The 22,674-nt window shown below is 59.3% G+C and carries 18 protein-coding genes; 11 read left to right on the top strand and 7 right to left on the bottom strand.

Annotated elements, in window-relative coordinates; all coding sequences use genetic code 11:
- Positions 1 to 90: 90 nt before the first annotated feature.
- Positions 91 to 1,080: a Bug family tripartite tricarboxylate transporter substrate binding protein gene (locus ACN0SY_RS09570; RefSeq protein WP_417686697.1), complete on the bottom strand. Its 990-nt coding sequence runs from the start codon at positions 1,078 to 1,080 to the stop codon at positions 91 to 93.
- A gap of 190 nt (positions 1,081 to 1,270) precedes the next feature.
- Here ACN0SY_RS09570 and ACN0SY_RS09565 point away from each other — a divergent pair, with 190 nt between their 5' ends.
- The 6 genes from ACN0SY_RS09565 to ACN0SY_RS09540 all read left to right on the top strand — a co-directional run bounded on the left by ACN0SY_RS09565 (position 1,271) and on the right by ACN0SY_RS09540 (position 7,999).
- Complete coding sequence (locus ACN0SY_RS09565; RefSeq protein ID WP_417686695.1) at positions 1,271 to 1,942, top strand: response regulator; 672 nt, start codon at positions 1,271 to 1,273, stop codon at positions 1,940 to 1,942.
- Positions 1,929 to 3,335, top strand: coding sequence for a sensor histidine kinase (locus tag ACN0SY_RS09560; RefSeq protein ID WP_417686693.1), 1,407 nt, complete (start codon positions 1,929 to 1,931; stop codon positions 3,333 to 3,335). The genes ACN0SY_RS09565 and ACN0SY_RS09560 overlap by 14 nt, the downstream gene beginning before the upstream one ends.
- Positions 3,332 to 4,393, top strand: a complete 1,062-nt coding sequence (locus ACN0SY_RS09555) for an ABC transporter substrate-binding protein (protein ID WP_417686691.1) — start codon at positions 3,332 to 3,334, stop codon at positions 4,391 to 4,393. Before ACN0SY_RS09560 ends, ACN0SY_RS09555 begins: the two co-directional genes overlap by 4 nt.
- Before the next feature lie 160 nt (positions 4,394 to 4,553).
- Entirely contained in the window at positions 4,554 to 5,951 is a 1,398-nt protein-coding gene (gene fumC / locus ACN0SY_RS09550) for a class II fumarate hydratase (RefSeq protein ID WP_417686689.1), read from the top strand.
- Between the two features lie 97 nt (positions 5,952 to 6,048).
- The gene (locus ACN0SY_RS09545; protein WP_417686688.1) at positions 6,049 to 6,810 is read left to right on the top strand and encodes a protein-L-isoaspartate(D-aspartate) O-methyltransferase; all 762 of its coding nucleotides are present in this window, start codon (positions 6,049 to 6,051) and stop codon (positions 6,808 to 6,810) included.
- A gap of 1 nt (position 6,811) precedes the next feature.
- Positions 6,812 to 7,999: a methionine adenosyltransferase gene (locus ACN0SY_RS09540; RefSeq protein WP_417686686.1), complete on the top strand. Its 1,188-nt coding sequence runs from the start codon at positions 6,812 to 6,814 to the stop codon at positions 7,997 to 7,999.
- 121 nt (positions 8,000 to 8,120) lie between these two features.
- On the opposite strand, the gene ACN0SY_RS09535 is transcribed toward ACN0SY_RS09540, so the two are convergent.
- Positions 8,121 to 9,155, bottom strand: coding sequence for a LacI family DNA-binding transcriptional regulator (locus ACN0SY_RS09535; protein ID WP_417686684.1), 1,035 nt, complete (start codon positions 9,153 to 9,155; stop codon positions 8,121 to 8,123).
- Between the two features lie 200 nt (positions 9,156 to 9,355).
- On the opposite strand from ACN0SY_RS09535, the gene ACN0SY_RS09530 reads away from it, so the two are divergent.
- From ACN0SY_RS09530 to ACN0SY_RS09510, 5 genes are all read left to right on the top strand, one after another.
- Positions 9,356 to 10,879: a sugar ABC transporter ATP-binding protein gene (locus ACN0SY_RS09530; protein WP_417686682.1), complete on the top strand. Its 1,524-nt coding sequence runs from the start codon at positions 9,356 to 9,358 to the stop codon at positions 10,877 to 10,879.
- Positions 10,880 to 10,881: 2 nt separating this feature from the next.
- Positions 10,882 to 11,904, top strand: coding sequence for an ABC transporter permease (locus ACN0SY_RS09525; protein ID WP_417687201.1), 1,023 nt, complete (start codon positions 10,882 to 10,884; stop codon positions 11,902 to 11,904).
- Positions 11,905 to 12,002: 98 nt separating this feature from the next.
- Positions 12,003 to 12,959, top strand: a complete 957-nt coding sequence (locus tag ACN0SY_RS09520) for a substrate-binding domain-containing protein (protein ID WP_417686680.1) — start codon at positions 12,003 to 12,005, stop codon at positions 12,957 to 12,959.
- 78 nt (positions 12,960 to 13,037) lie between these two features.
- A complete protein-coding gene (locus ACN0SY_RS09515; RefSeq protein WP_417686678.1) occupies positions 13,038 to 14,093 on the top strand; it encodes a sugar phosphate isomerase/epimerase family protein in 1,056 nt (351 codons plus the stop codon).
- A gap of 8 nt (positions 14,094 to 14,101) precedes the next feature.
- Complete coding sequence (locus ACN0SY_RS09510; protein WP_417686676.1) at positions 14,102 to 15,256, top strand: Gfo/Idh/MocA family protein; 1,155 nt, start codon at positions 14,102 to 14,104, stop codon at positions 15,254 to 15,256.
- Between the two features lie 56 nt (positions 15,257 to 15,312).
- On the opposite strand, the gene ACN0SY_RS09505 is transcribed toward ACN0SY_RS09510, so the two are convergent.
- Genes ACN0SY_RS09505 through ACN0SY_RS09485 form a run of 5 tightly spaced genes read right to left on the bottom strand, consistent with a single transcriptional unit; the run spans position 15,313 to position 22,657 of the window.
- A complete protein-coding gene (locus ACN0SY_RS09505; RefSeq protein ID WP_417686674.1) occupies positions 15,313 to 16,077 on the bottom strand; it encodes an enoyl-CoA hydratase/isomerase family protein in 765 nt (254 codons plus the stop codon).
- Positions 16,070 to 17,944: an AMP-binding protein gene (locus ACN0SY_RS09500; protein ID WP_417686671.1), complete on the bottom strand. Its 1,875-nt coding sequence runs from the start codon at positions 17,942 to 17,944 to the stop codon at positions 16,070 to 16,072. Before ACN0SY_RS09500 ends, ACN0SY_RS09505 begins: the two co-directional genes overlap by 8 nt.
- Positions 17,945 to 17,961: 17 nt before the next feature.
- Complete coding sequence (locus ACN0SY_RS09495; protein ID WP_417686669.1) at positions 17,962 to 19,458, bottom strand: sugar ABC transporter ATP-binding protein; 1,497 nt, start codon at positions 19,456 to 19,458, stop codon at positions 17,962 to 17,964.
- A complete protein-coding gene (locus ACN0SY_RS09490; RefSeq protein WP_417686667.1) occupies positions 19,455 to 20,546 on the bottom strand; it encodes a hypothetical protein in 1,092 nt (363 codons plus the stop codon). The genes ACN0SY_RS09495 and ACN0SY_RS09490 overlap by 4 nt, the downstream gene beginning before the upstream one ends.
- The gene (locus ACN0SY_RS09485; protein ID WP_417686664.1) at positions 20,543 to 22,657 is read right to left on the bottom strand and encodes an ABC transporter permease; all 2,115 of its coding nucleotides are present in this window, start codon (positions 22,655 to 22,657) and stop codon (positions 20,543 to 20,545) included. The genes ACN0SY_RS09490 and ACN0SY_RS09485 overlap by 4 nt, the downstream gene beginning before the upstream one ends.
- Positions 22,658 to 22,674 lie beyond the last annotated feature (17 nt).

The raw sequence follows: 22,674 nt of genomic DNA, 5'->3' as shown, positions 1-22,674 counted from the left end.
CTTGTGCGGCTGCTTGAAGGTTGATTTCTCAGACAAAAGGCCGGAACGCAGCCTTGGTGGTGCATTCCGGCCTCCCGCAGTCAACCTGTCTTACTTGATGATGCCGATCTCACGTGAGATGGACTGGATCTGAGCGACGGAGTTTGCAACGAACTCCTGGAAAGCATCGCCCTGGAGGGAGAGCGGCGCCAGGCCGTTTGCAGCCATCACTTCCTTCCACTGATCGCTGGCATAGAGCTCGGAGATCTTCGAGACCCATGCGTTGTACGCGTCGTCGGACATGCCTGCCGGAGCGTAGAAACCGCGCCAGTTTGCACCGATTGCATCGACGCCCTGTTCCTTGGCGGTCGGGAACTTGTCGAATTCACCCGGAAGGCGATCCGGGGAAAGAACCGCGATCACTTTGATATCGCCGCTGTCAACAAAGCCCTTGGCTTCGGAAATGTCGCCGGTGAAGGCCTGGACGGAACCAGCCAGAAGCTGGGTAACGGCTTCACCGCCGCCATCGAAGGCGATGTACTTGACCGAGCGGACGTCGCTGATGCCATAGGCATTGGCAGCAATCAGAACCTTGAGGTGATCCCAGCCACCAACAGCAGAACCACCGGCAACGGAGACAGACGTCGGATCGTTCTTGATCTGGTCAAGCAGTTCCGGCAGCGTATTGACCGGGCTGTTGGCAGCAACTGCGATCACGCCATAGTCAGCGCCGATAGCCGCGAGCCAGCGAACCTGGTCCATCGTGTTGCCCGGGTAAGCGCCCTGAGCGAGACGAGTTGCGGTTGCAGAAGACGCTGCAACGATCAGGTCATTGTCGTCGCTGCGCTTGTTGACGACTTCAGCGTAGGCCACACCGCCGCCGCCACCTGCAAGGTTCACCACCTGCATGGTCTTGTCGAGCAGGCCGAGATCCTGGAGGGACTTGCCGACCTGACGGCAGGTGAAGTCCCAACCGCCGCCCGGGTTCGCAGGTGCGATGCACTCCGGGTTCTCCGGCTTGAAGTCGGCTGCGGTTGCGCCGAAAGCGGACGCGCCGATGAGTGCTGCCGCAAGAAGAATGCGGCCAGTCTTGAGTGCCATGATATGTTTCCTCCACATGTAACAGTCTTTTTTTCGACCGTTGGCGTCCCGCTGGAATGCCGTTCGAATGCGGCGCCAGCGGAAGTGAGGGAATGGTAGTGGTGAACCCTGTCACCAAGCTGTCAGGCACCCTCAAACCCCTTGCGCCACCCCGGCTCCCATTGCACTAGTGGCACCTGGAGGAAAAAACGTGCGACTGCTGCTGGTTGAAGACACCTTTGACATGGCCGAGGCGATCATGATCCGGCTTGAGCGGTCGGGCATCGCCTGTGACCTGGCCAAGACGCTGGATCAGGCGCACGGATGTGTCGATGTACAGAACTATGACGTCATCGTTCTGGATATCAATTTGCCGGATGGGCTCGGGACGGAACTGTTGAAGCAACTTCGCAGCCGTGGAGATCGGACGCCGGTCTTGATGCTGACGGCGCAGTTCTCGGTTGATGACAGGGTTTCCTCACTGAATTCCGGGGCCGATGATTATCTGGTCAAACCGTTCGATCACCGGGAACTCGAGGCGCGCATTCACGCGCTCTATCGCCGGGACAAGGGCGACAAGTCCGAAGAGATCTCTCTCGGCGACCTGACCTTCAATCCCACGGCTCGTAGTGTCCGAGTCTCTGACACGTCTTTAAACCTGACCCGCCGCGAACTGTCGGTTCTCGAGATGCTGATCCGGAATCGCGGCAAGGTGGTGAGCAAGGAGCGCCTGTTCGAGGGAATATTCAACTTCGAGGAAACCGAAGTTGGGATGAATGCCGTCGAGCTTTATGTCGCCCGGATCCGAAAGAAGATCGGCGGCAGTGGCGTGAAGATCGAAACCCAGCGTGGCCTCGGATATCGTCTCGATGTCGATGGTTAGTCTTAAAGACCAGCTAGCAACAGTCTCGCTCAAGACCCGTGTTGCGGTCGGTGTGACATTGCTGCTGCTCATTGGTGGTGTGGTTGTTTCGCTCGCAGCCTTTGCCTATGGGCGGCAGGCCGCCCAGGACGCTTATGATCGCCTGTTGCTGGGTGCGGCCAACGACATCGCGGAATCAATCCAGATTCAAAATGGCGCTCCGCGCGTGCAGCTGCCGATTTCCGCATTCGAACTGCTTGCGCTCGCGCCTGATGATCGTATCGGCTACCGGGTCATTGGCGTTGATGGGGCGACGCTGACGGGATACGACGAGGTTGTGCCACCCGAGGGCAAACGACTGTTGTCGCAAGGGTTCTTCGATGCCGCATTCTTTGGTGAGCCGGCCCGGTTCGTTGTTGTGTCGCGACGTTTCGCCGAGCGGACGTTGAACGGTACTATCCGAGTTGTCGTCGGGCACACATTGCTTGCCCGCAACGCTTTGGCGTTCGATATCACCCGCAAGGCGCTTTACGTTCTCGGCCTCTCCGGCATCGCGATGCTGTTGCTTGCGGCTCTGGTTGTTCGATCTGCGCTCAAGCCGCTCGAACGCATTGCCGACGGCCTGACGCGCCGCGACCCGAATGACCTGACGCCGATGGATACGAAAGTTCCTCCGGAGCTCGCCGTGATGGTAACGGCCGTAAACCGTTTCATGGGACGCCTCGACCGGCAGATGACCTCAATGCGGCAACTCATTTCAGATACCGCCCATCAGCTGCGGACGCCTGTGGCTGCGCTGCGTGCACAGGCGGATGTCCTGATTGATGAACAGGACGCCGAGCGAAGACACAGAATCGTCGAACTGATCCAGATGCGCTCGGAAAATCTTGGCCGGTTGCTGGACCAGCTTCTAAGTCGTGCGCTTGTCAGCCACCGGGTTGATAGCGCCAAGCGTGAGATCGTCGATCTGCGGGATATCGCGCTGGATGTCTATGAGGCGGGCGATCACCAGATCCTGCTTCCGGACGCGGATATACGCCTTGAGATCCCGGAAGGTCCCGTCCTCGTTCTCGCCGATGCGCCGTCCCTGCAGGAAGCACTCAAGAACCTTTTGAGCAACGCACTCAAATACGGCGTACCGCCTGTGGTGTTGGGGGTTTCACGAGACGAAGGGCTAGCATGTCTCTGGGTGGAAGATGCGGGACAAGGTCCCGATGCAACCGTTCTGAGACGGCTTGGTGAGCGGTTCAATGTGCGGGACGGGTCGGCGGCAAGCGGCAGTTCCGGGCTGGGGCTTGCGATTGCTTCTGCGGTTGCTGAGGCCTTTTCGGGAAAGCTTGAAATGAAGCAGATGGCCAATGGAAGATTCCAGACATCCCTTGATTTCGTCTCCGTTCAGGAGGCGGTGCAATGACAGGGCTTCGGAGAATGCTCGGCTGCGTCCTTGCCTTGCTCGGGCTGGTATCAGGGGCACTCGGGCAAGAAATCATCCGTGAATATGGCCCGCAGGCCGCATCCGATACGCTTGTCGTCCGCTCCACGACGGATATTTCGGTCTTTGGCCCGGTGGTGGAGGCGTTCCTCATCGGCAGGCCACGTCTCTCCGTGCGTTATGAACAATGGGGCTCGAACGAACTCTACGAGTTGACCCGCACTGCCTGTCATTCGGGAAAGGCAGCCGGTGACGTGGTCATCAGCTCCGCTGTGCACCAGATGGTCAAGCTGGTCAACGAGGCGTGCGCGGCGAGCTATCGGTCCGCCCAGACGGCAAACGTTCCGGGTGCGCTGCAGTGGCGCGACCAGCTTTGGGGGATTACCCGCGAACCCGCCGTAATGATCTACAATAGGGAGCTTGTCAGCGAAGGACTTGCGCCGAAGTCCCGTTTCGATCTGCTTGACCTCCTGCGCCCGACCAACAGCCGTTTTGCCGGCAAAGTGGCCACATATGACATCGAGGCGTCGGGCCTGGGATATCTCTTCGCCTTCGCGGACTCGCTCGAGGCGACGACATTCGGTGCCCTGCAGGAATCCTTCAGCCGAACTGGTGCTATCTCGACCTGCTGTTCGGCAGACATCATCCGCGATGTCGCCCAGGGGCGATATCTGATTGCCTACAATGTCCTTGGGTCCTACGCCCAAGGTTATCAGCTGGAAGACGAGCGTGTCGGGATCATCCTTCCGGAGGACTACACGTTGGTTCTGTCGCGTGCCCTGATGATCCCGAAGTCCGCACCGAACCGGCGCCTTGCACAGGAGTTTCTGGATTTTCTCCTGTCGAATGATGGTCGGATCGCTTTGCGAAAGACGCTGTTGCTGTCTCCGCTTCTCACTCCTGACGAGACCGGCATCAGCGACGCGAACCGCACCACAGCGCGGCCAATCGAGCTTTCACCGGCCCTGCTTGTTTCCCTGGATGAACAGACGCGAGATCTCTTCCTGCGTCGTTGGCGCTCGACCTTCGCAACGCCTTGATCATGCGTTCAGCGGGTCGGTCACACCGGCACGGCGAAAGACAGGCAATGCGTTCGGTCCGACTTGCGGCGATCATGGACAAATTTTGTATGATCGAATGAGCCGATGGGGCGTTTGCTATGGCAGAGCCTCTCACTAAGCAGTCGACATGGAGACCAGGATGGACCAGAGAACGCGATCTGAAAGCGACTCGTTTGGAACGCTGGAGATTCCCGGTGACAAGTATTATGGCGCCCAGACCGCCCGCTCTCTGATCAATTTCCCGATCGGGGAGGAAGTCATGCCGCGGCCGTTAATCCATGCGCTGGGCATCGTCAAACAGGCGGCCGCCCGTGTGAACAAGGCGCAGGGCAAGCTTGACCCGCAGATTGCGGGAGCAATTGAGCAGGCGGCAGGCGAGGTTGCCGCGGGCAAGCTCGATGATCATTTCCCGCTCGTCGTCTGGCAAACCGGGTCGGGTACCCAGTCGAACATGAACACGAATGAGGTCGTGGCGAACCGGGCGATTGAAATTCTAGGCGGCGTTATCGGCTCGAAGGATCCTGTTCATCCGAACGACCACTGCAACATGAGTCAGTCATCGAACGATACGTTTCCGACCGCCATGCATATTGCGGCAGCGCGCGAGATAACCACCTCCCTTATTCCGGCGCTTGAGCATTTGAAGGTGGCCCTGAGTGCCAAGGCCGAGGAATGGAAGGACATCGTCAAGATCGGCCGGACACATACGCAGGACGCGACGCCCTTGACGCTCGGGCAGGAATTCGGTGGCTATGCCGTCCAGGTGGAGAATGGTCTTCGCCGGGTGCGGGAAGGACTAGACGGCCTTTATGACCTTGCCCAGGGTGGCACGGCTGTCGGTACCGGGTTGAACACCAAGCAAGGCTTTGCTGAAAACTTTGCGAAGCAAGTTGCCGACATCACCGGCCTGCCGTTTCGTACAGCGCCGAACAAGTTCGAAGCCCTCGCGGCTCACGACGCGTATGTTTACGCCCATGGCGCCCTGAACACGGTGGCAGTGTCTCTGTTCAAGATCGCCAACGATATCCGTTTCCTCGGGTCCGGGCCGCGTTCGGGGCTTGGGGAGCTGTCCCTGCCGGAGAACGAGCCCGGCTCGTCGATCATGCCGGGCAAGGTCAATCCAACCCAATGCGAGGCCATGACCATGGTTTGTGCGCAGGTTCACGGCAATCAGGCGACGGTCTCCTTTTCGGGGAGCCAGGGGCACTTTGAGCTCAACGTCTTCAAGCCGGTGCTTGGCTATGCCCTGCTTCAGTCGGTCAGGCTTCTCGCGGATGCTGCCATGAGCTTTGCCGATCGCTGCGTTGCCGGGATCAAGGCCAATGAGGCTAACATCAAGGCGCTGATGGAGCGCTCGCTGATGCTTGTCACCGCTCTGGCTCCGGCCATCGGCTATGACAAGGCGACCGAGATTGCCAAGGCGGCGCACAAGAACGGCACTTCCTTGCGCGAAGAGGCGTTGCGTCTCGGCTATGTCAGCGAAGCTGACTTCGACCGCTTGGTGCGGCCGGAACTCATGATCGGTCCGTCGAAGTAGCGTGTTGCGCCGCTCCCTCCCTCGCCGGTCGATGATCTGGGTCATGTCCCAAGTGGCATTTTCGTGATGATCTGCCTGGTGAGAGGCAGCTCATCCAATGGCGAAGAATGACGGATACACACTGGAGACGGCGCGGCGGAACATGGTGGAGTTTCAGCTGGAACGCCGCGGCATTCGCGACCAGCTGACCCTTGCGGCCATGCGCAAGGTGCCGCGACATGACTTCGTACCCGATAATGAAAGGGCCTATGCGTATGATGACAGGCCCTTGCCGATTGGTGCGGGGCAGACGATCTCCCAGCCCTACATGGTCGCGATGATGACCGAGGCCCTGAAGCTTTGCGGCGGAGAGAAGGTTTTGGAAATTGGAACCGGTTCCGGATACGCGGCCGCGGTTCTAGACGAGATTGCCGGAACGGTGATTTCCATCGAGCGAGTAAAATCTCTTGCGGATCACGCGCGGGCGAACCTCCAACGCAGCGGTCATGGACAAGTGCGCGTCATCTGCGCCGATGGCACCAAGGGTCTGCCGGATGAGGCTCCGTTCGACGGCATCGTCGTAACTGCAGGCGGTCCACGTGTGCCGGACGCCCTGAAACGGCAACTAAAGATCGGGGGGCGGCTTGTCATCCCCGTCGGCGCCTTTGCCCCTCTCCAGAGCCTGATGCGTGTGATGCGAACCGGAGACAATGATTACGCGACCGAAAACCTCGGTGGGGTGCTGTTCGTGCCTCTGATCGGTGAAGAAGGCTGGGGCGATGAGAGGGGGAGCGAACTCCCCACGCACGCTTCCGTTGATCATGACAGTCAGCAAATGGAACCACCTAGTTTGGCCGGTGCATACAAGAATGAGGATTGAAATGCAGGGATTGAGCCTCCGGACCCTGTCCTCAACAGGATTGGCCGTCGAAGTTGTCGAACGCAAGGGGATCGGTCACCCGGACACTATTTGCGATGCGCTGGCTGAGAATTTCTCACGGGCTCTGAGCCGCTATTATCTGGAGAACTTCGGCCGTGTGCTGCATCACAACGTGGACAAGGCGCTTCTGGTGGGGGGACGGGCAAGCCCTGTCTTCGGGGGCGGTGCTGTCGATGAACCAATCGATATCTACCTTACCGGGCGAGCGGTTTCGGCGGTAAAGGGCGACCAGATTCCAGTCGCCGAGCTCGCCCGCGAGAGCGCGGAGCAATGGCTGTCACATAACCTGCGCGGGCTCGACCCCAAGCGGCATGTGCGCATTCATCCATTGGTCCGTGGTGGGTCGTCAGAACTCGTGGATCTTTTTGCCCGTGGGCAAGACGATGTACCACTCTGCAACGATACCTCGATCGGTGTCGGGTATGCGCCGCTGTCGGATCTCGAAAGACTGGTGCGCTCGCTTCAGCAGGAATTGTGGGCGTCAGTTGACTACGATCCGGCCTGGGGAGAAGACGTCAAGATCATGGGTTGGCGTCAGGGAGGGAACGTTCATCTGACGGTCGCCTGCGCGATGGTCAGTGCCCATGTTGCCGATCTCGAAGCCTACCTGTCGAAGAAAACCAAACTCGCGGGCCTTGTTGAAGATATCGCTCGCAACCGAGGACTGGTGTCCACGACCATCGCCGTCAATGCCGCAGATAGTCCCGAGACCTGCGACATCTACATGACGGTTACCGGGACTTCCGCGGAAGGAGGAGACGACGGTCAGGTGGGGCGGGGCAACCGGATCAACGGCTTGATCACCCCTTGTCATCCGATGAGCCTCGAGGCATCCGCCGGTAAGAACCCGGTCAGCCACATCGGGAAGCTCTACAACGTCACCGCCGGGGGAATCGCAGGTGCGCTTGTCGAGGAACTGGAAAACGTCCGATACGCCGAATGCATCCTCGTGGGTCAAATAGGTTCGCCAGTCACGGAGCCTGCAATGATCGACATTCGTTGCATGGTGGAAGACGAGAGCCTGTTAAAAGATGATCGGTCGAAGATTGCCGAGATCGTCAGACGCAAGCTCGCCGACACTCCGAACCTGATTGACGGTTTCCTGCGCGGTGACATCAACGTCTTCTAGGGTCCAGCGATCTCCGAAAACGAATCCGGATTTGGTAGCGGCTAAAATTGCTATCTTCATGGAGCGCGGTCAGGCCAGTGACTTCGGGCGTCTGGCCAGCCACCGGCGCGGTCCGGACCTGCTAAAGTTGCCTTCGCAAGAGCCCTGCACAGCTCTCGCGGACAACGAGATCTCCGTGAAGCAAGCGCCGTTGAGGCGGCAGGCTCTTGTTCGCGATCCGGTCCAGCAGCAAGTTCATCGCGATTTCGCCGATCTGGTGCCGGGGCTGGCGAATGGTGGTCAGTCCCGGGGTGAAGTTGTTGGCAAAGGGAATGTCGTCGAAGCCCAGGACGGAAAAGTCTTCCGGAACCCGGTAGCCACGCAGTTGAAGCGCTGAAATGACGCCAATTGCCGTATTGTCATTGAAGCAGAAAAAGGCCGTCGGAAGATCATCCTTGATGAACAGCCTTTCGACCGCGGCGCGGCCGCTTTCGCTCGTTCCGTCACCCTCGACACGCCAGTCACGAAGGGTTTCAGGCGTTTCCTTCAGGCCTCGCTGGTATCCAGCATGACGCAGGTCGCTCCTGACATCAGCTGGGCCACCGGAAATATAGGTGATCCGGCGATGTCCAAGTGAAATGAGGTACTCGGTCGCCATTTTCGCGGCCGCCGCATCATCGACCCCAACGTAGCTGATCTCCGGACTGTCGACCGGCCGCTCGGTCGCAACGATAGGGGGCAATGTGTGAAGTGGCGTCCTCGGCTCTCCTGCGACGGGGATGTACCCTGTCAGCAGGAGAAGACCATCGGCCATTCCCGTCGATAGAAAGCGCAGATAGGTTTGCTCAAGGCCGGTCGTGCCTTCCGTATTGCCAATAAGAACCCCGTAGCCCCGGTCGTTCGCGGTCTTTTCGAGGCCGGTCAGAATGCCGGCAAAGTTCGGATCGGCGATGGAGGATGCAAGGACTAGCACCATGCGGGAACGCTGCATTCGCAGGTTCTGTGCCATGGCATTGGCGGTGTAGCCGGTTCTTGCAATCGCTGCAGTGACCTTCTTACGGGTGCTCTCAGCGACTTTTTCCGGAGAACGCAGGGCGCGGCTGACGGTTGCGATCGATACCCCGGCCAGCTTCGCCACATCTTCAATCGTCGCTGGCTTGTCGGCCTGATCGCTCATTCTTTCCTCAATGACGGCAGTGTTGGAACGCTTGATAAGCCCGTGAATTCCAACGCTCTGTCGCTGTATAGAGCGTTTCCGGATTTGTGAAAAGGTTTACAATCTGGAATGTAAAGGTTTACACGTTTGATGAAAACGTTTACATCATTTACTCGGCGCCGATAGGGAAGAGGATTGGTGCCGGGGGGAGGAATGCCATAATGCACGCCCAAGCGTCTCAGTCCGAGGCGGCGATCGAGGCCGTCAACATCAGCAAGTCCTTCGGGCCGGTTCCTGTGCTGTTCAGTGTCAGCATGGATATTCGTCCGGGCGAAGTTCATGCCTTGATCGGAGAGAACGGCGCAGGCAAATCCACCCTAATGAAAATCCTTGCCGGGTTTCATGATCCCACGTCCGGGCATATCAAGCTCGAGGGGGCCTCGGTCCAATTGCCGCAAAACGGAGCGGCGGAAAAACTCGGTATCGTGCTCATCCACCAGGAACTCAACCTGGCTGAACAGATGACCGTCGAGGAGAATGTCTTTCTCGGGCGCGAGATCCGGTCCAAAGGCTTTCTCGACAAATCCGCGATGCGGGCAATTGTCCAGCGGTACCTCGACGAAATCGGGCTCGACATCGCACCTTCGGACAGGATCTCCAGTCTCACAATTGCGCAAAAGCAGATGGTTGAAATCGTCAAGGCCGTCAGCCGCAATGCTCGCGTCCTGATCATGGACGAGCCGACAGCCGCGCTCACGGAGGAGGAAACCGAAGCCTTCTTCCGACAGGTCACGAAGTTGAAGCAAAGTGGCGTGGCGATCGTGTTCGTCTCGCATAAGCTGAACGAAGTAAAGGCAATCGCGGACCGCGTGACGATTTTGCGTGATGGTCAGAGGATCGACACCCGGCCAGCGGCGGATCTGACGCCAGACATGATGGCGCAAATGATGGTGGGCCGCGAACTCTCGGATCTTTATCCGCCCATGCATGAGGCCGACGTGGATGCGGAGCTTGTTCTGGAGGTTGAAAACCTAAGGGCTCCGGGCGTTCATAATGTCAGCTTTGGGTTGCGCCAGGGCGAGATCCTGGGTTTTTCCGGGCTGATCGGCTCCGGCCGCACTGCAGTCTTCGAGGCGATTTGTGGTCTTCTGCCGATTGAGAGCGGTACCATTCGACTATACGGCCGCGATGTCGGCCATCTCAGCGTCTCCGCTGCGCGCGATGCAGGTCTCGCTTACCTGACGAAGGATCGAAAGGAAAAAGGGCTGCTGCTCGATAAGAAGATGCAGCCCAACCTCACGCTCTTTGCTCTGCCCAAGTTTGTCCGAAACCTTGCCATCGACAACAAGGCCGAAGCCGAGGCACTGTCCCGTGCAATCCGGCGCTTTGATGTTCGTGCCAGGGATGCAGAGGTGATCGTCGGTAAACTGTCAGGTGGCAATCAGCAGAAGCTGCTGTTGGCGAAGATCATGGAGAGCGATCCAAAGATCGTGATCATCGATGAGCCCACCCGAGGGATAGATGTCGGAACCAAACAGCAAATCTACCACTTCATTGCGGCACTCGCCGCCGAGGGTGTCTCGGTCGTGGTGATCTCTTCGGAAATGCCGGAGATCATCGGCATCTGTCATCGCGTAGTCGTCATGCGGGAGGGGCAGATCACCGGGGTTCTGACGGGCGATCACATCAACGAAAACGAAATCATGCGTTATGCCGCCGGGCTGAAACGGGAGGAAATCCATTGACCATGACCACCGCCCCGCAAAATACGGGCGCTACGGCCGCCAGGAAGATGTCCGTTGACCTCAAGACCCTTGGGCCAGCCCTGGCCTTGCTGGTGCTTTGCATCATTGGCTTCCTCCTCAATCCGGCCTTCGTCAGCGAGGGGAACCTGACCAATCTGCTGACCCGCTCCGCCTTCATCGGCATCATCGCAGTCGGTGCGACTTTCGTCATCACGGCCGGAGGGATCGACCTGTCCGTCGGGTCGATGGCGGCTGCGATTGCAGGCGTCATGATCATCGTCATGAACAATGCCGTCGACACGCTCGGGGCCGGCGTACCGACAGTGCTGCTCGGGGCGGGGCTCGCCTTCGTGCTTGGCATCGGGGCCGGGTGGATCAATGGGGCCTTGACGACCAAGGGCAAGATCGAGGCGTTTATCGTCACGCTCGGGACCATGGGTATCTACCGGTCTCTTGTGACCTACTTTGCCAATGGCGGAACCCTGTCGCTGGATTTCGATATCCGGAGCACATACCGGCCGGTCTACTATGACAGTTTTCTTGGTCTGCCGGTTCCTGTCTGGGTGTTCATCGCTGTTGCGATCTGCGGCTGGATCCTGCTTAACCGTACTGCCTTCGGACGCTACTGCACGGCGATCGGCTCCAACGAGGCCGTGGCCAAATACTCGGCAATCAATATCGACCGGGTCAAGACGCTCACCTACATCATTCAGGGCCTTTGCGTCGCCTTTGCAACCGTCATCTATGTCCCTCGTCTCGGGTCAGCGTCGGCCTCTACCGGGGTGCTGTGGGAGCTCGAGGCGATCGCCGCGGTTATTATCGGCGGCACAGTCCTGAAAGGCGGCTATGGCCGGATCGGAGGCACCATCATGGGTGCTCTCATCCTGACGACGATCGGAAACATTCTGAACTTCACCGATGTGATCTCGAACTACCTGAATGGAACCATGCAAGGCCTGATCATCATCGTTGCGGTTCTTTTGCAGCGGAGCGACTGGAAGCTCGGAAGCCGCTCCAAGGCGTAACGCCTGATCCAGAGAAACGGGACCCGTCCCTGAATGAAGAACCGGTTCGCACCGGACGGGAGAGGTGCGTCCAATTGCCAGCAAACGAGGAGGAAGCAATGCGTATTACCAAACAGATGGGAATGATGGCGCTAACGGGACTTCTCGCCCTTTCCGGGGCGGCCGTTGCCGATGACAAGATCAAGATCGGGGTGAGCTATCCGACACCGACCCATGCCTGGGCAGCCGGCATGAACTGGCACGCGGAACAGGCCGAAAAGCGTCTGGAAGCCCTGTATCCGGATGTCGATCTCATCCTGGTCAATTCACCTGACCCGGGTGCCCAGGCCAGCGCTCTTGAAGACCTTGTCTCCGTGCACCAGATCGACGCTCTTGTCGTTCTTCCGTTTGAGTCCGAGCCGCTGACGGATCCGGTTCTGAACGTCAAGAAGTCCGGTGCATGGATCACGGTTGTGGACCGTGGCCTGAGCCAGCCGGGGATCGAGGACCTCTATGTCGCGGGCAACAACCCGGAACTCGGCCGTGTTTCCGCCCAGTACATGAAGGGCCGCCTGAAGGACGGTGACAATATCGTGGTCCTGCGCGGCATTCCGACTGTCATCGACAACGAGCGTTTCGACGCCTTCATGGCGGAGATCGAAGGCTCCGGCATCAATGTGCTCGATAACAAGCACGCCAACTGGAATCGCGATGACGGCTTCGAAGTCATGCAGGACTTCCTCTCCCGCTTCCCTGACATCGATGCAGTTTGGGCTCAAGACGATGATATCGCCATCGGCGTTGTCGAGGCTCTGAAGCAGGCCGGTCGCGATGGCAACGGCATGTTTGTCGTCGGTGGCGCAGGCATGAAGGAAATCATCAAGGGCATCATGGACGGCGACGAGCTCATCCCTGTCGACGTTCTCTATCCGCCTGCGATGATCGCAACCGCGATGGATGCAACGGTAAACGCCCTGAAGTCCAACGGCCCGGTCGCCGGTCGCTACATTCTCGGTGCAACTCTCATCACTCGTGAGAATGCCGAGAGCTACTACTTCCCCGAGTCGCCTTTCTAAGGCCGCGAGGACCTTCTGGGCCGGGATTTTAGCGATCTGATTCCGGCCCATTTTTCCTATCCGATACCGGAGACAGTCATGAAGACGATCAAGGGGCCCGCTTTATTCCTGGCCCAGTTTGCGGGCGACGAGGCGCCCTTCAATTCCTGGGAAAACATCACCCGCTGGGCGGCAGATTGCGGCTATGTCGGAGTTCAGGTGCCGACCTGGGATGCACGGTTGTTCGACCTGCAGAAGGCGGCGAGCTCCAAGACCTATTGCGATGAACTTGCCGGGACCGCCCGTGAGGCGGGGATTGAGATCACCGAGCTTTCGACCCACCTTCAGGGACAGCTCGTGGCGGTCCATCCGGCGTATGACACCGCGTTTGACGGATTTGCGGCATCAGATGTCCGGGGCAACCCGGTGGCGCGCCAGGCCTGGGCGGTCGATCAGGTCAAATTGGCATTGGCCGCAAGCCGAAACCTCGGGCTCAGTGCGCACGCGACTTTTTCCGGTGCCCTTGCGTGGCCTTATGTATATCCCTGGCCGCAACGGCCTGCAGGGCTGATCGAGATGGCCTTCGATGAACTCGCCAAGCGCTGGCAGCCGATCCTCGACTATGCCGAGGATATGGGGGTCGACCTTTGCTACGAAATCCATCCGGGCGAAGATCTGCATGACGGCATCACATTCGAGATGTTCCTCGAACGCGTCCGCAACCACGCTCGTTGCAAGATGCTCTACGACCCGTCGCACTATGTTCTGCAGTGTCTCGACTATCTGGACAACATAGATATCTACAAGGACCGGATCGGCATGTTCCACGTCAAGGATGCCGAGTTCAACCCAACCGGCCGCCAGGGCGTTTATGGCGGCTACCAGTCCTGGGTCGATCGGGCCGGAAGGTTCAGGTCGCTCGGCGACGGCCAAGTCGATTTCGCCGCCGTGTTCTCCAAGATGGCGGCCAACGACTTCAACGGTTGGGCCGTTGTCGAATGGGAATGCTGTCTGAAACATCCGGAAGACGGAGCGCGTGAGGGGGCGGCTTTCGTGCGCGATCACATCATCCGCGTTACCGAAAAGGCCTTCGATGACTTTGCGGATGCGAGGACGGACGATGCAGCAAATCGCAAGATGCTAGGGATCGGGTAGGGGACGCCATGACAATTGAAGGACGAAACGGCAACCACGACCGGCCCATCCGGCTGGGCATGGTTGGCGGCGGCAAGGATGCATTCATCGGCGCTGTTCACAGGATCGCAGCACGTCTCGACGGTTGTTTTGAACTCGTTGCCGGTGCGTTGTCATCAACGCCGGAAAAAGCGGTCGAGTCCGGGCAGGCACTTGGCTTGGCGGAAGACCGGATCTACAGCTCATTCGAGGATATGGCAAAGCGCGAGGCGCGGTTGAAGAACGGCATCGAGGCGGTTGCTATCGTCACGCCCAACCATGTCCACTATCCCGCCGCCAAGGCGTTCCTTAAACGCGGCATCCATGTCATTTGCGACAAGCCGTTGACTTCGACGCTCGCTGATGCCCGGAAACTGGCAAAAGTCGTCGGTGAGTCATCGGCCCTGTTCTTCCTGACCCATAATTACACCGGATACCCGATGGTGCGTCAGGCCCGCGAACTTGTCGCATCGGGGGCTATCGGCAAGGTGCGTCTGGTCCAGGTCGAATATGTTCAGGACTGGCTCACGGTCGAACAGCATAACAAGCAGGCCGAATGGCGAACCGACCCGAAGCGGTCAGGCCTGGGCGGCGCAACCGGAGACATCGGGACCCACGCTTACAATCTCGCTTGCTTCGTCTCAGGGCTTGCCGCGGAAAGTCTGGCGGCGGATCTGCAATCCTTCGTTCCAGGACGTCAGGTCGATGACAATGGCCACGTGTTGCTGCGCTTTGAAGGCGGGGCCCGCGGGATGCTCTGGTGTTCGCAGGTTGCACCGGGCAACGAGAATGCCCTGAAGCTCCGGGTTTACGGAGAAAAGGGTGGCCTCGAGTGGCATCAGGAGAATCCGAATTATCTCCACGTCTCGCCCTTCGGCGAGCCGACCCGCATCATCACTCGTGGGGGAGCCGGAATGTCTGCCGGGGTTGCCCCAACAACGCGCATCCCTGCCGGCCATCCGGAAGGCTATCTTGAAGGCTTCGCCAACATCTACAAAGAAGCTGCAGGTGTAATCCGTGCACATCGAGGTGGGGATGGACTCGCCTCCCTGGTTCCCGGGATTGAAGAGGGTCTCGCTGGCGTGCAATTCGTCGACGCCTGCGTGCGGTCTTCGTCGCGCAATGCGGCTTGGGTGAAGATGTAGACCGGAGCTCGTTGGCTCCGGCGGCGGCATTGCGTTTCTTTTTGCGGCCGCCGGGGCTACTTGCCTCGAAAGGCGGCGAGGCCGTTTGCCATGTCCGGACCGTCCAGGTGCTGGCGGAAATGCTCGATCTCGACCTCAAGGCGGATCGAGCGTTCCACCAGACGGTTGCAGGGCCTGGTCAACTGCTTGATGTGGCGGATGGCGGACGGATTTGCGCTGCAGATTTCCGCCGCGATTTCCCTTGCGCGCGGAAGCACTCTTTCCCGAGAGACTACCTCGTTTACCAGACCCCACTCCGCCATCGTTTCTGCATCGACAAGCTTGGCGGTATAGAAAAGTTCAGCGGCTCTTGCAGGTGAGACCTTTTCAGCGAGACGGACCGTCGCCCCTCCTGCCGGCACTATGGCGTATTTGGCATGTCCATCGCCCATCTTTGCGCCCGCAGCAGCGACGATCAGATCGCATGCCAGAAGGAGTTCGAGACCTCCGGCGACCGCAACGCCGTTCACCGCGGCAATTACCGGAACCGGCAGGTTCTCAAGCTTGGCAATCACACCCTGATTGTAGCTTAGAGTCGCCAGGAGTTGCCGCTTGTCGCGATGGAGCTCTTCTTCAAACTCCTTGAGATCTCCGCCCGCGCAGAAGCCCCTGCCCGTTGCCGTCAGGATGACAACCCGAAGTTCCGGCATTTCTGCCAGCGCGTCTATGCGTTCTTCGAGTGCTTTCATCATGGCCTTCGACAGGGCATTCAGGCTCTCAGGCCGGTCGAGTGTCATGAGCGCGACGCCATTTTCAACCGATAGTGTGACGCATTCAGTCATTCGGACGGTCTCCAGTGATCCTGTAGGTCTGAGGAAGTGGGTGCAGGCGCTCAGCCAGAGCTTTAAGCTCCGCCGCCGTGGCGCCTTGCACCTGGACTGAGATGACAGAATGCATTCGTTCATCCTCGCCGATCTCAATAGTCGCCACAGCGCCGGGCGCGCAGATGCCGGCGACCTCAAGCTTCACCTTTTCCTCGATCGCCAAGTCGCGCAACGCGGGTTTGAAGATCTTGCCAACAGCGGTGACCGGCAGGGACGGGATTACGACTATGCTCCTAGGGCGTGCAGGCGGCTCGTGGACGTGTGTCCGCATATGGTCGGCCAGACGGTCAATGTCGATCACCGTTCCGGGGACCGGCACGACAAACAGCGCCGGCACTTCCCCGGCATATTGATCCGGCATTGCCACAGCTGCGCTGATGGCGACCCCTTCGAATTGGTTCGCCACGTCCTCGATCGCTGCAGGATCGATGTTGTGACCGCTTCTGACAATCAGGTCTTTCGCTCTGCCCGTCAGGACAAGCCGCTCGTCCTCGGTGAGGTATCCGATGTCACCCGTAGTCAGCCATCCTTGTGGGTCGAGGACACCGGTGTTCTGCTTCGGGTCGTGGTAACCTGGAAAAACCTGTGGTCCACGGATCTGAACGAGGCCAGGCTCGCTTGGGGAGCACATGGCCAAATCGCCGGTGTCCTGGCGAACGACGCGGACCTGCGAGAATGGAGCACGAAATCCGACGCTGCCCATCATGGGCGTGCCGCGGCCGGGATTGAATGCAATGGCGGCAGCGGTTTCGGTCATGCCATAGGTTTCATAGATCTTGATGCCGGTGGCCTTCTCGAATGCTGTACCGACCGCGCGGGGCAGGACCGCTCCGCCCGTCACTGCCATGCGCACATGCGATAGATCCCGCCCTTTTGGGACAGTGTTGGTCATCGAGGCGATCGATGTGGGCACACCGCTCACCACGGTCGCTCGAAAGTGCTGGACGAGGTCCCAGTAGCGCTCGATCACTTGTGGTGGGCGAAGGGCATAGGGCGATGGGACCACCATGTGCCCCCCCGCTGCCAGGACCGACATGCCGACGGTCATCGTTCCGCCAACATGAAAGAACGGAAATCCGTTAATGACGGTGTCCTGGGCGTCGTAGCCAAAAACCTGACCAAAACCGAAGGCGGCATGAATCTGGTTTCCATGGGTCAGTTGAACAAGCTTCGGCCGGCCGGTGGTGCCGCCGGTGTGGAAGAGCGCGCAAACCGTGTCGCGCGTCGCAGTCGGTGTGAATTCCAGATCTGCCGTCGAACACCCTGCAACACCGTTGTCCAGGGCGATGTATCCAGCAGGCAGCGGAGAGGCCGCACCGATGACGATGATCCTTTCCAGTGTGGGCACGAGGTCGAAAAGTCCCTCGGCCTTCGACCAACAGTTTTCATCAACCGACGGCGCAGCGGTCACGAGTACCGTTGCGCCATGGGCATTCATCAGCTCGGCGATCGTATCGCGGTTCAGCAGATAATTCAGGGAACTCGCGACGCCAGCAACCTGCGCACCGATCAGCAGGGCCTGCAGTTCGGGCACGGTCGGGGTCATGAAGGCAACGCTGCCTTTCCCCTCCGCGATGCCAAGCCGCCGGAACATGTTTGCAGCGCGCTTAATCTCGCCCAACAGCTGGCGATGGTTCAGGGTACACCCGGCTTCAAGGGTATCCGGCGAACGCAGAACCGTCAGGGCTGGTGCGTCACCGCGGTGGACCGCGGTTGCCCTGAATAGATCATACAGATTATGCGCCGTGACGACCTCGTCGTAGGGCTGCGTTTCGATGGCGCGAATATCTTCGATGGTTCGGACCGCACGAACCGGGTTCGTCATCCTCAGCGCCCCGGACATCAGTGGACCGCCGCATACATGATGGTTTCCTCATTCGCGTTCCGACCGTCGAATTCCTCGACGATACGTCCCTGACGACAAACGAGAATACGGTCGGAGAGATGCAAAACCTCGGGCAGGTAGGAGGAAATCACCATCACGGCGATGCCGTCGTCGGCAAGCCTGTTTATGAGGGCATGAATCTCAGCGATTGCGCCGACGTCGACACCGCGCGTCGGCTCATCGAAGATGACAAGCTTGGGCTTTTGCACGAGCGCCTTGGCGACGACGACCTTTTGCTGGTTGCCGCCGGACAGTTCGATCACGCGAGCGTCGCCGTTGATGGCCCGCACACTGAGCGCCTTGATCCACTCATCGGCGATCTCGCGCATCTCGCGCATGCTGATGGTGGTGGAACGGGTTTGACCACCCGCCAGAGCACCCATGTGGATGTTCTCCGCGATCGACATGGTTTCGAAGAAGCCTTCCTGCTTGCGGTCTTCGGTAACGTAGATGATGCCGTCCTTCACGGCAGGACGCGGCACGCGGTAGCGAACCGAGCGACCGTCCAGACGCACTTCGCCGCCATGGAAGAAATCGCGTTTCAGGACACCCGCAACCACTTTCGCCGCTTCGGTCCGGCCTGAACCGATCAAGCCGAAAACACCCGTGATCTGCCCGGCAAAAACCGAGAAGGATGTGTTGCGCACGACGTTGTTCATCGAAAGGTTCTGAACACTCAGGACTTTATTGCCCGCGCGCCGCACCGCACGATCCGGATGCGCTCCATAAAGTTCATCGGACAGTGAGCGACCAACCATGGCACTGATGATCTTGTCCCGGTCGAAGCTTGATGTCGGTGCCGTGATGACGTGTTCGCCGTCACGCATCACCGTAATGCGGTCGGAGATTTGAAGCGCTTCTTCCAGAGCATGCGAGATGAAGATGATCGAGACGCCCCGCTGCCGCAGGCGCGCGACCAGGGCAAAGAACTGGTGCTTTTCTTCGGGGGTCAACGTGGCCGTCGGCTCATCGAAAATGATGACCCGGGCATTGTGGTGGACCGCCCGCGCGATCTCGACCATCTGCTTCTGACCGGCCCCCAGGCTTGAGACCAGTGCTGTCGGATCGACATGGAAGTTGAGTGACTGGAGGAACTGCTGGCCGGCGATATAGATCCCGCGCAGCCGATGAAATGGCTTCCGGTCGGTCAGGTAGAGGTTCTGTGCTACGGTCAGCGAGGGCACGAGACTGGTCTCCTGATACACCATCGCGATGCCCTTCGAGAGGGCATCCGCGGGAGTAGGGAGTGAGACCTGCCCGCCATCGAGGAATACCTCACCGGCAGTCGGTTGCACGACGCCGGCTAGCATCTTTGTCAGGGTCGATTTGCCAGCTCCGTTTTCTCCGAGCAAGGCATGCACTTCGCCCGGCAGCAACGTGAAGGAGACATCCTTGACCGCAGAGACGCCGCGGTAGTCCTTGGTGCCGTTTCGGAGCTCAAGAATTGGGGTCATTGATCGTCTCCCAGATCATTCACGGGCATCGATACGACAACCCCGCCCCCCCGTGAGGCGGCAAAGATGTCGCTGCCGTGCTCCACGATCGCGGTGACCCCGTGGGTGGAACCGCCGGCGCGGCTGTGTAGGCTTGCTGTGGGTTGGAAATCATGGGCCAGATGGACTGCCATGCCCGCGGACAATGTGGGCGCCCATGGTTTCAGAAGACCCAGATGCTTCACGCCTCCACCCTGCAGCGGTTCATAGAAACTTTCGCCCGAAGAGAGCTTGGGTGCGATCCAGAACGGACGCGGGACTTCTTCCATCATCCGCCGACGGTAGACTGGCTCACGCAAAACAAACTCGACGAGCTGACTGCGCGGGGCAAAAACCGCTAGCCAATAACCTGCTGCTGCATTGCTGATCCGGCCGGGATATCCCGGAAGATCGGCGTAGAGCGTCTTGAAGTGTCCGGGTGCGGAAAGAGGCATGCTGACAATGCGATGCCTCCATGCTTCGGAGAAGACGAGATTATCCCCGTGTATGGTCAGGCCAGCGGGATAGGCCAATCCGCTGGCCAAGCAGAAAGCCTCGCCCGTGCCAACATCCACACGCCAGAGGCTTCCCGTTGAACCGCGCCCAAGCAGGTCATGTTGCCAGTCGTCTGCGCCGTGGTCCTGCGATCCGTTGGCGAGGTACAGGAAGCCATCGGAGTATGTCATTGCAGTGATGCAACCAAGCTCTGGCTGCGCAGGGCTGATCCGGGCCGCTCCGCCATCGGTCACGCGGCAGATTTCTCCGCTCGCCAGTGCGACCGCAAATTCTGCGTTGCCCAAAGCTGTGAGGGCCGCAATTTTCTGCGGAAAGGACTGTCGGATGGACCAGACATGACCCTCGCCAGACAATTGGTGGACATTCTGCCCTGCTGCTGCCAGGAGCGTGTCACCGGTGGAGACAAGATCATCGACGTCATCCAGGGGCAACCGCGTCTTGGCCTCATCAAGGTGCCGATTGGGCCGAAGGGCCCCATCGAGTGCCGGGACCGTAACCGCTGCGTCGCCACGGCCGACGATGTTGTCCCAGATTTTCGCGAAGGCCGAAATCATGTGCGCCCCCAATAGGATGCCGGTCCTGTCCATGTCTCGTCGCTTGCGTCGAGCTTCAGCCTGCCAATGCGGTTGTTGAAGATACCGCCGACATACAGATGCCCCTTGTGCTCGCGCATCGAGGTAATCATTGGATGGTTCTCACCGCCGAGATCCCAGAGGGTTTCGAGGATCTCTCCGGTCTCATCGAAACGGACAACGCAGCCAGTGTTGATGTTCGGGTAGAGCCACTCGTCGGGTGCAATGCGCCGCGCCATTCTCTTGCGGAAGCCGGGCATCTTCATTGCCAGGTCGAGAGAAGGCGTACGCATTCCCACCAGCGCAAGCCAATAGGTCCCATCGGATGCCCGGTTGATGTTGTCCGGATAGCCGGGAAGATCTGAAATCACCCGTTCAACCGAGCCCTTCTTCGGCCCTTCGTAATAGTATCGGCTGATCCGGCAAGCCCATGTCTCTGCAAAGAAGAAGGATTCTCCGTCGCCGGCCATACAGATGCCATTCGGGAAGACAAGGTTCTTGAGCACGGTCCGCGTCGTGTCCGTCGCGGGGTCAAAACAGATGATGCGCCCATTGCCGCGCGATTCCAGGCAGTCGACCGGCCAATCGTGCATTTCATAGCGGACAGTCGCTTCCGAAAAGAACACCCGGCCGTCAGGGGCAATATCCAGGTCATCGGCAAGGCGAAGGCGCGAGTCATCGATGATGGAGAACCACGACCTGTTCGTTTCGTCGGTCAGCTTTTCCACCTGGCGGTCTGGAGTTATGCGGTAAAGACCCATGCCCCCGATGCAGCACACCAGCGAGCCATCTTTCGCGAAGGCCATGCCCAGGGGACGGCCGCCCGTATGGGCAAAGACTTCCTGCTGCGTGTAATCGGGCGCGAGAAACCTTATGATGTCGCCGGTACGATTGCCCGCATAAATATTGTCGTCCTTGTCGAGGATGACGTCCTCCGGACCGTCGATCGCACCTAGCCCGATCTGTTCCACGGGACGTAGGCGATCATTGAGCGCGTAGGGAGAGCCCCCCGATGTACCCGGCGCCTCGGGCAGGGATGCATAGGTCGGTGAGACGTAGACCTTCGAAAGGACTTTCGCGCGATTCTTCAGCCATCTCACGTCGATAGCGACAGCCGCGAGCAACACGATACCGAGAAGAAGCGAGTTCGCACCGCTTGTCACGCCAAGGCGGACCAGTGAGTTGACGATGATCATCACGATGATCGAGCCGATGATCGCCTTGGCGGCGGAGCCCCGGCCGCCGCCGAGGCTGTTGCCGCCCAGCACGGCTGCCGTCAGTGCCGCAATCTCGAGCCCTATGCCTGTATCAGAGCCAGCGCCTCCGAGCCTCGATGCGAAGAGAAGGCCGGATAGCGCGCATAACGTCCCCGAAATGACGTAAGTGGAACAGATCACGCGGCGGACGGAGATGCCAACGTTGTGCGCCGAGCGGCGCGATCCGCCGGTTGCAAGAATGTGCCAGCCGACACTTGAGCGGCTGAGGATCAGGTGGAGGATGAGCGCAATGACAACGGCGGTCGCCACGCTGAACGGAACACCCAGGACAGATCCTTCCCCAAGGAAGTACCAAGCGTCTGAATCCGGGAAGTTCGCTGCAATCTGCACTGAGTATTTCAGCAGCAACATGTCAACGATCGCCCGTACGATGATCAGAGTGACGAGTGTGGTGAGGAATGCGCGCAGGCGGAGGAATCCGACCAGCAGACCATTGATCAGACCGACAGCTGCACCACAGGCAAGTGTTGCGAGCACGACGGCAGGCATCGACCAACCGGCCACGTTCATCAACCCAAGAGCCACTATGTTGCCAAGAGCGAAGGTTGAGCCGACTGACAGATCGATTCCACCCGCTACCATCACGATCATGAGCGCCAGAACGAGCAGGCTGAACTCACCCCACTGCCGCATCAGATCATTAAGGCTGGCTGCGCTGTAGAAATTGGGGATCAGTGATCCGAAGGTGGCGACCACTGCGATCAGGATGAGGACCGGAATGGCGTTATCGACCCAGCGTTTGGTGAGAATTTCGCCGAGAAGGTGGTCGGGCACGGCGCGATACCGCCAACGCACGAACGTGTCTGACACGGACATGATGCTCTGCTCTGATT

It is taken from the genome of Roseibium sp. (assembly GCF_048261595.1).
In the GTDB taxonomy this organism is placed as follows: domain Bacteria; phylum Pseudomonadota; class Alphaproteobacteria; order Rhizobiales; family Stappiaceae; genus Roseibium.
Note: the sequence above shows the minus strand (reverse complement) of the source record. Positions and strands in the feature narration are given on the sequence as shown.

What these genes read in the sequence shown, in the direction of transcription:
- ACN0SY_RS09510 (WP_417686676.1), top strand. Translation starts at nt 14,102, where the DNA reads ATGACAATTGAAGGACGAAACGGCAACCACGACCGGCCCATCCGGCTG.
- ACN0SY_RS09495 (WP_417686669.1), bottom strand. Translation starts at nt 19,458, where the DNA reads ATGACCCCAATTCTTGAGCTCCGAAACGGCACCAAGGACTACCGCGGC.
- ACN0SY_RS09545 (WP_417686688.1), top strand. Translation starts at nt 6,049, where the DNA reads ATGGCGAAGAATGACGGATACACACTGGAGACGGCGCGGCGGAACATG.
- fumC (WP_417686689.1), top strand. Translation starts at nt 4,554, where the DNA reads ATGGACCAGAGAACGCGATCTGAAAGCGACTCGTTTGGAACGCTGGAG.
- ACN0SY_RS09560 (WP_417686693.1), top strand. Translation starts at nt 1,929, where the DNA reads ATGTCGATGGTTAGTCTTAAAGACCAGCTAGCAACAGTCTCGCTCAAG.
- ACN0SY_RS09505 (WP_417686674.1), bottom strand. Translation starts at nt 16,077, where the DNA reads ATGACTGAATGCGTCACACTATCGGTTGAAAATGGCGTCGCGCTCATG.
- ACN0SY_RS09500 (WP_417686671.1), bottom strand. Translation starts at nt 17,944, where the DNA reads ATGACGAACCCGGTTCGTGCGGTCCGAACCATCGAAGATATTCGCGCC.
- ACN0SY_RS09515 (WP_417686678.1), top strand. Translation starts at nt 13,038, where the DNA reads ATGAAGACGATCAAGGGGCCCGCTTTATTCCTGGCCCAGTTTGCGGGC.
- ACN0SY_RS09485 (WP_417686664.1), bottom strand. Translation starts at nt 22,657, where the DNA reads ATGTCCGTGTCAGACACGTTCGTGCGTTGGCGGTATCGCGCCGTGCCC.
- ACN0SY_RS09520 (WP_417686680.1), top strand. Translation starts at nt 12,003, where the DNA reads ATGCGTATTACCAAACAGATGGGAATGATGGCGCTAACGGGACTTCTC.
- ACN0SY_RS09525 (WP_417687201.1), top strand. Translation starts at nt 10,882, where the DNA reads ATGACCACCGCCCCGCAAAATACGGGCGCTACGGCCGCCAGGAAGATG.
- ACN0SY_RS09530 (WP_417686682.1), top strand. Translation starts at nt 9,356, where the DNA reads ATGCACGCCCAAGCGTCTCAGTCCGAGGCGGCGATCGAGGCCGTCAAC.
- ACN0SY_RS09555 (WP_417686691.1), top strand. Translation starts at nt 3,332, where the DNA reads ATGACAGGGCTTCGGAGAATGCTCGGCTGCGTCCTTGCCTTGCTCGGG.
- ACN0SY_RS09540 (WP_417686686.1), top strand. Translation starts at nt 6,812, where the DNA reads ATGCAGGGATTGAGCCTCCGGACCCTGTCCTCAACAGGATTGGCCGTC.
- ACN0SY_RS09570 (WP_417686697.1), bottom strand. Translation starts at nt 1,080, where the DNA reads ATGGCACTCAAGACTGGCCGCATTCTTCTTGCGGCAGCACTCATCGGC.
- ACN0SY_RS09535 (WP_417686684.1), bottom strand. Translation starts at nt 9,155, where the DNA reads ATGAGCGATCAGGCCGACAAGCCAGCGACGATTGAAGATGTGGCGAAG.
- ACN0SY_RS09490 (WP_417686667.1), bottom strand. Translation starts at nt 20,546, where the DNA reads ATGATTTCGGCCTTCGCGAAAATCTGGGACAACATCGTCGGCCGTGGC.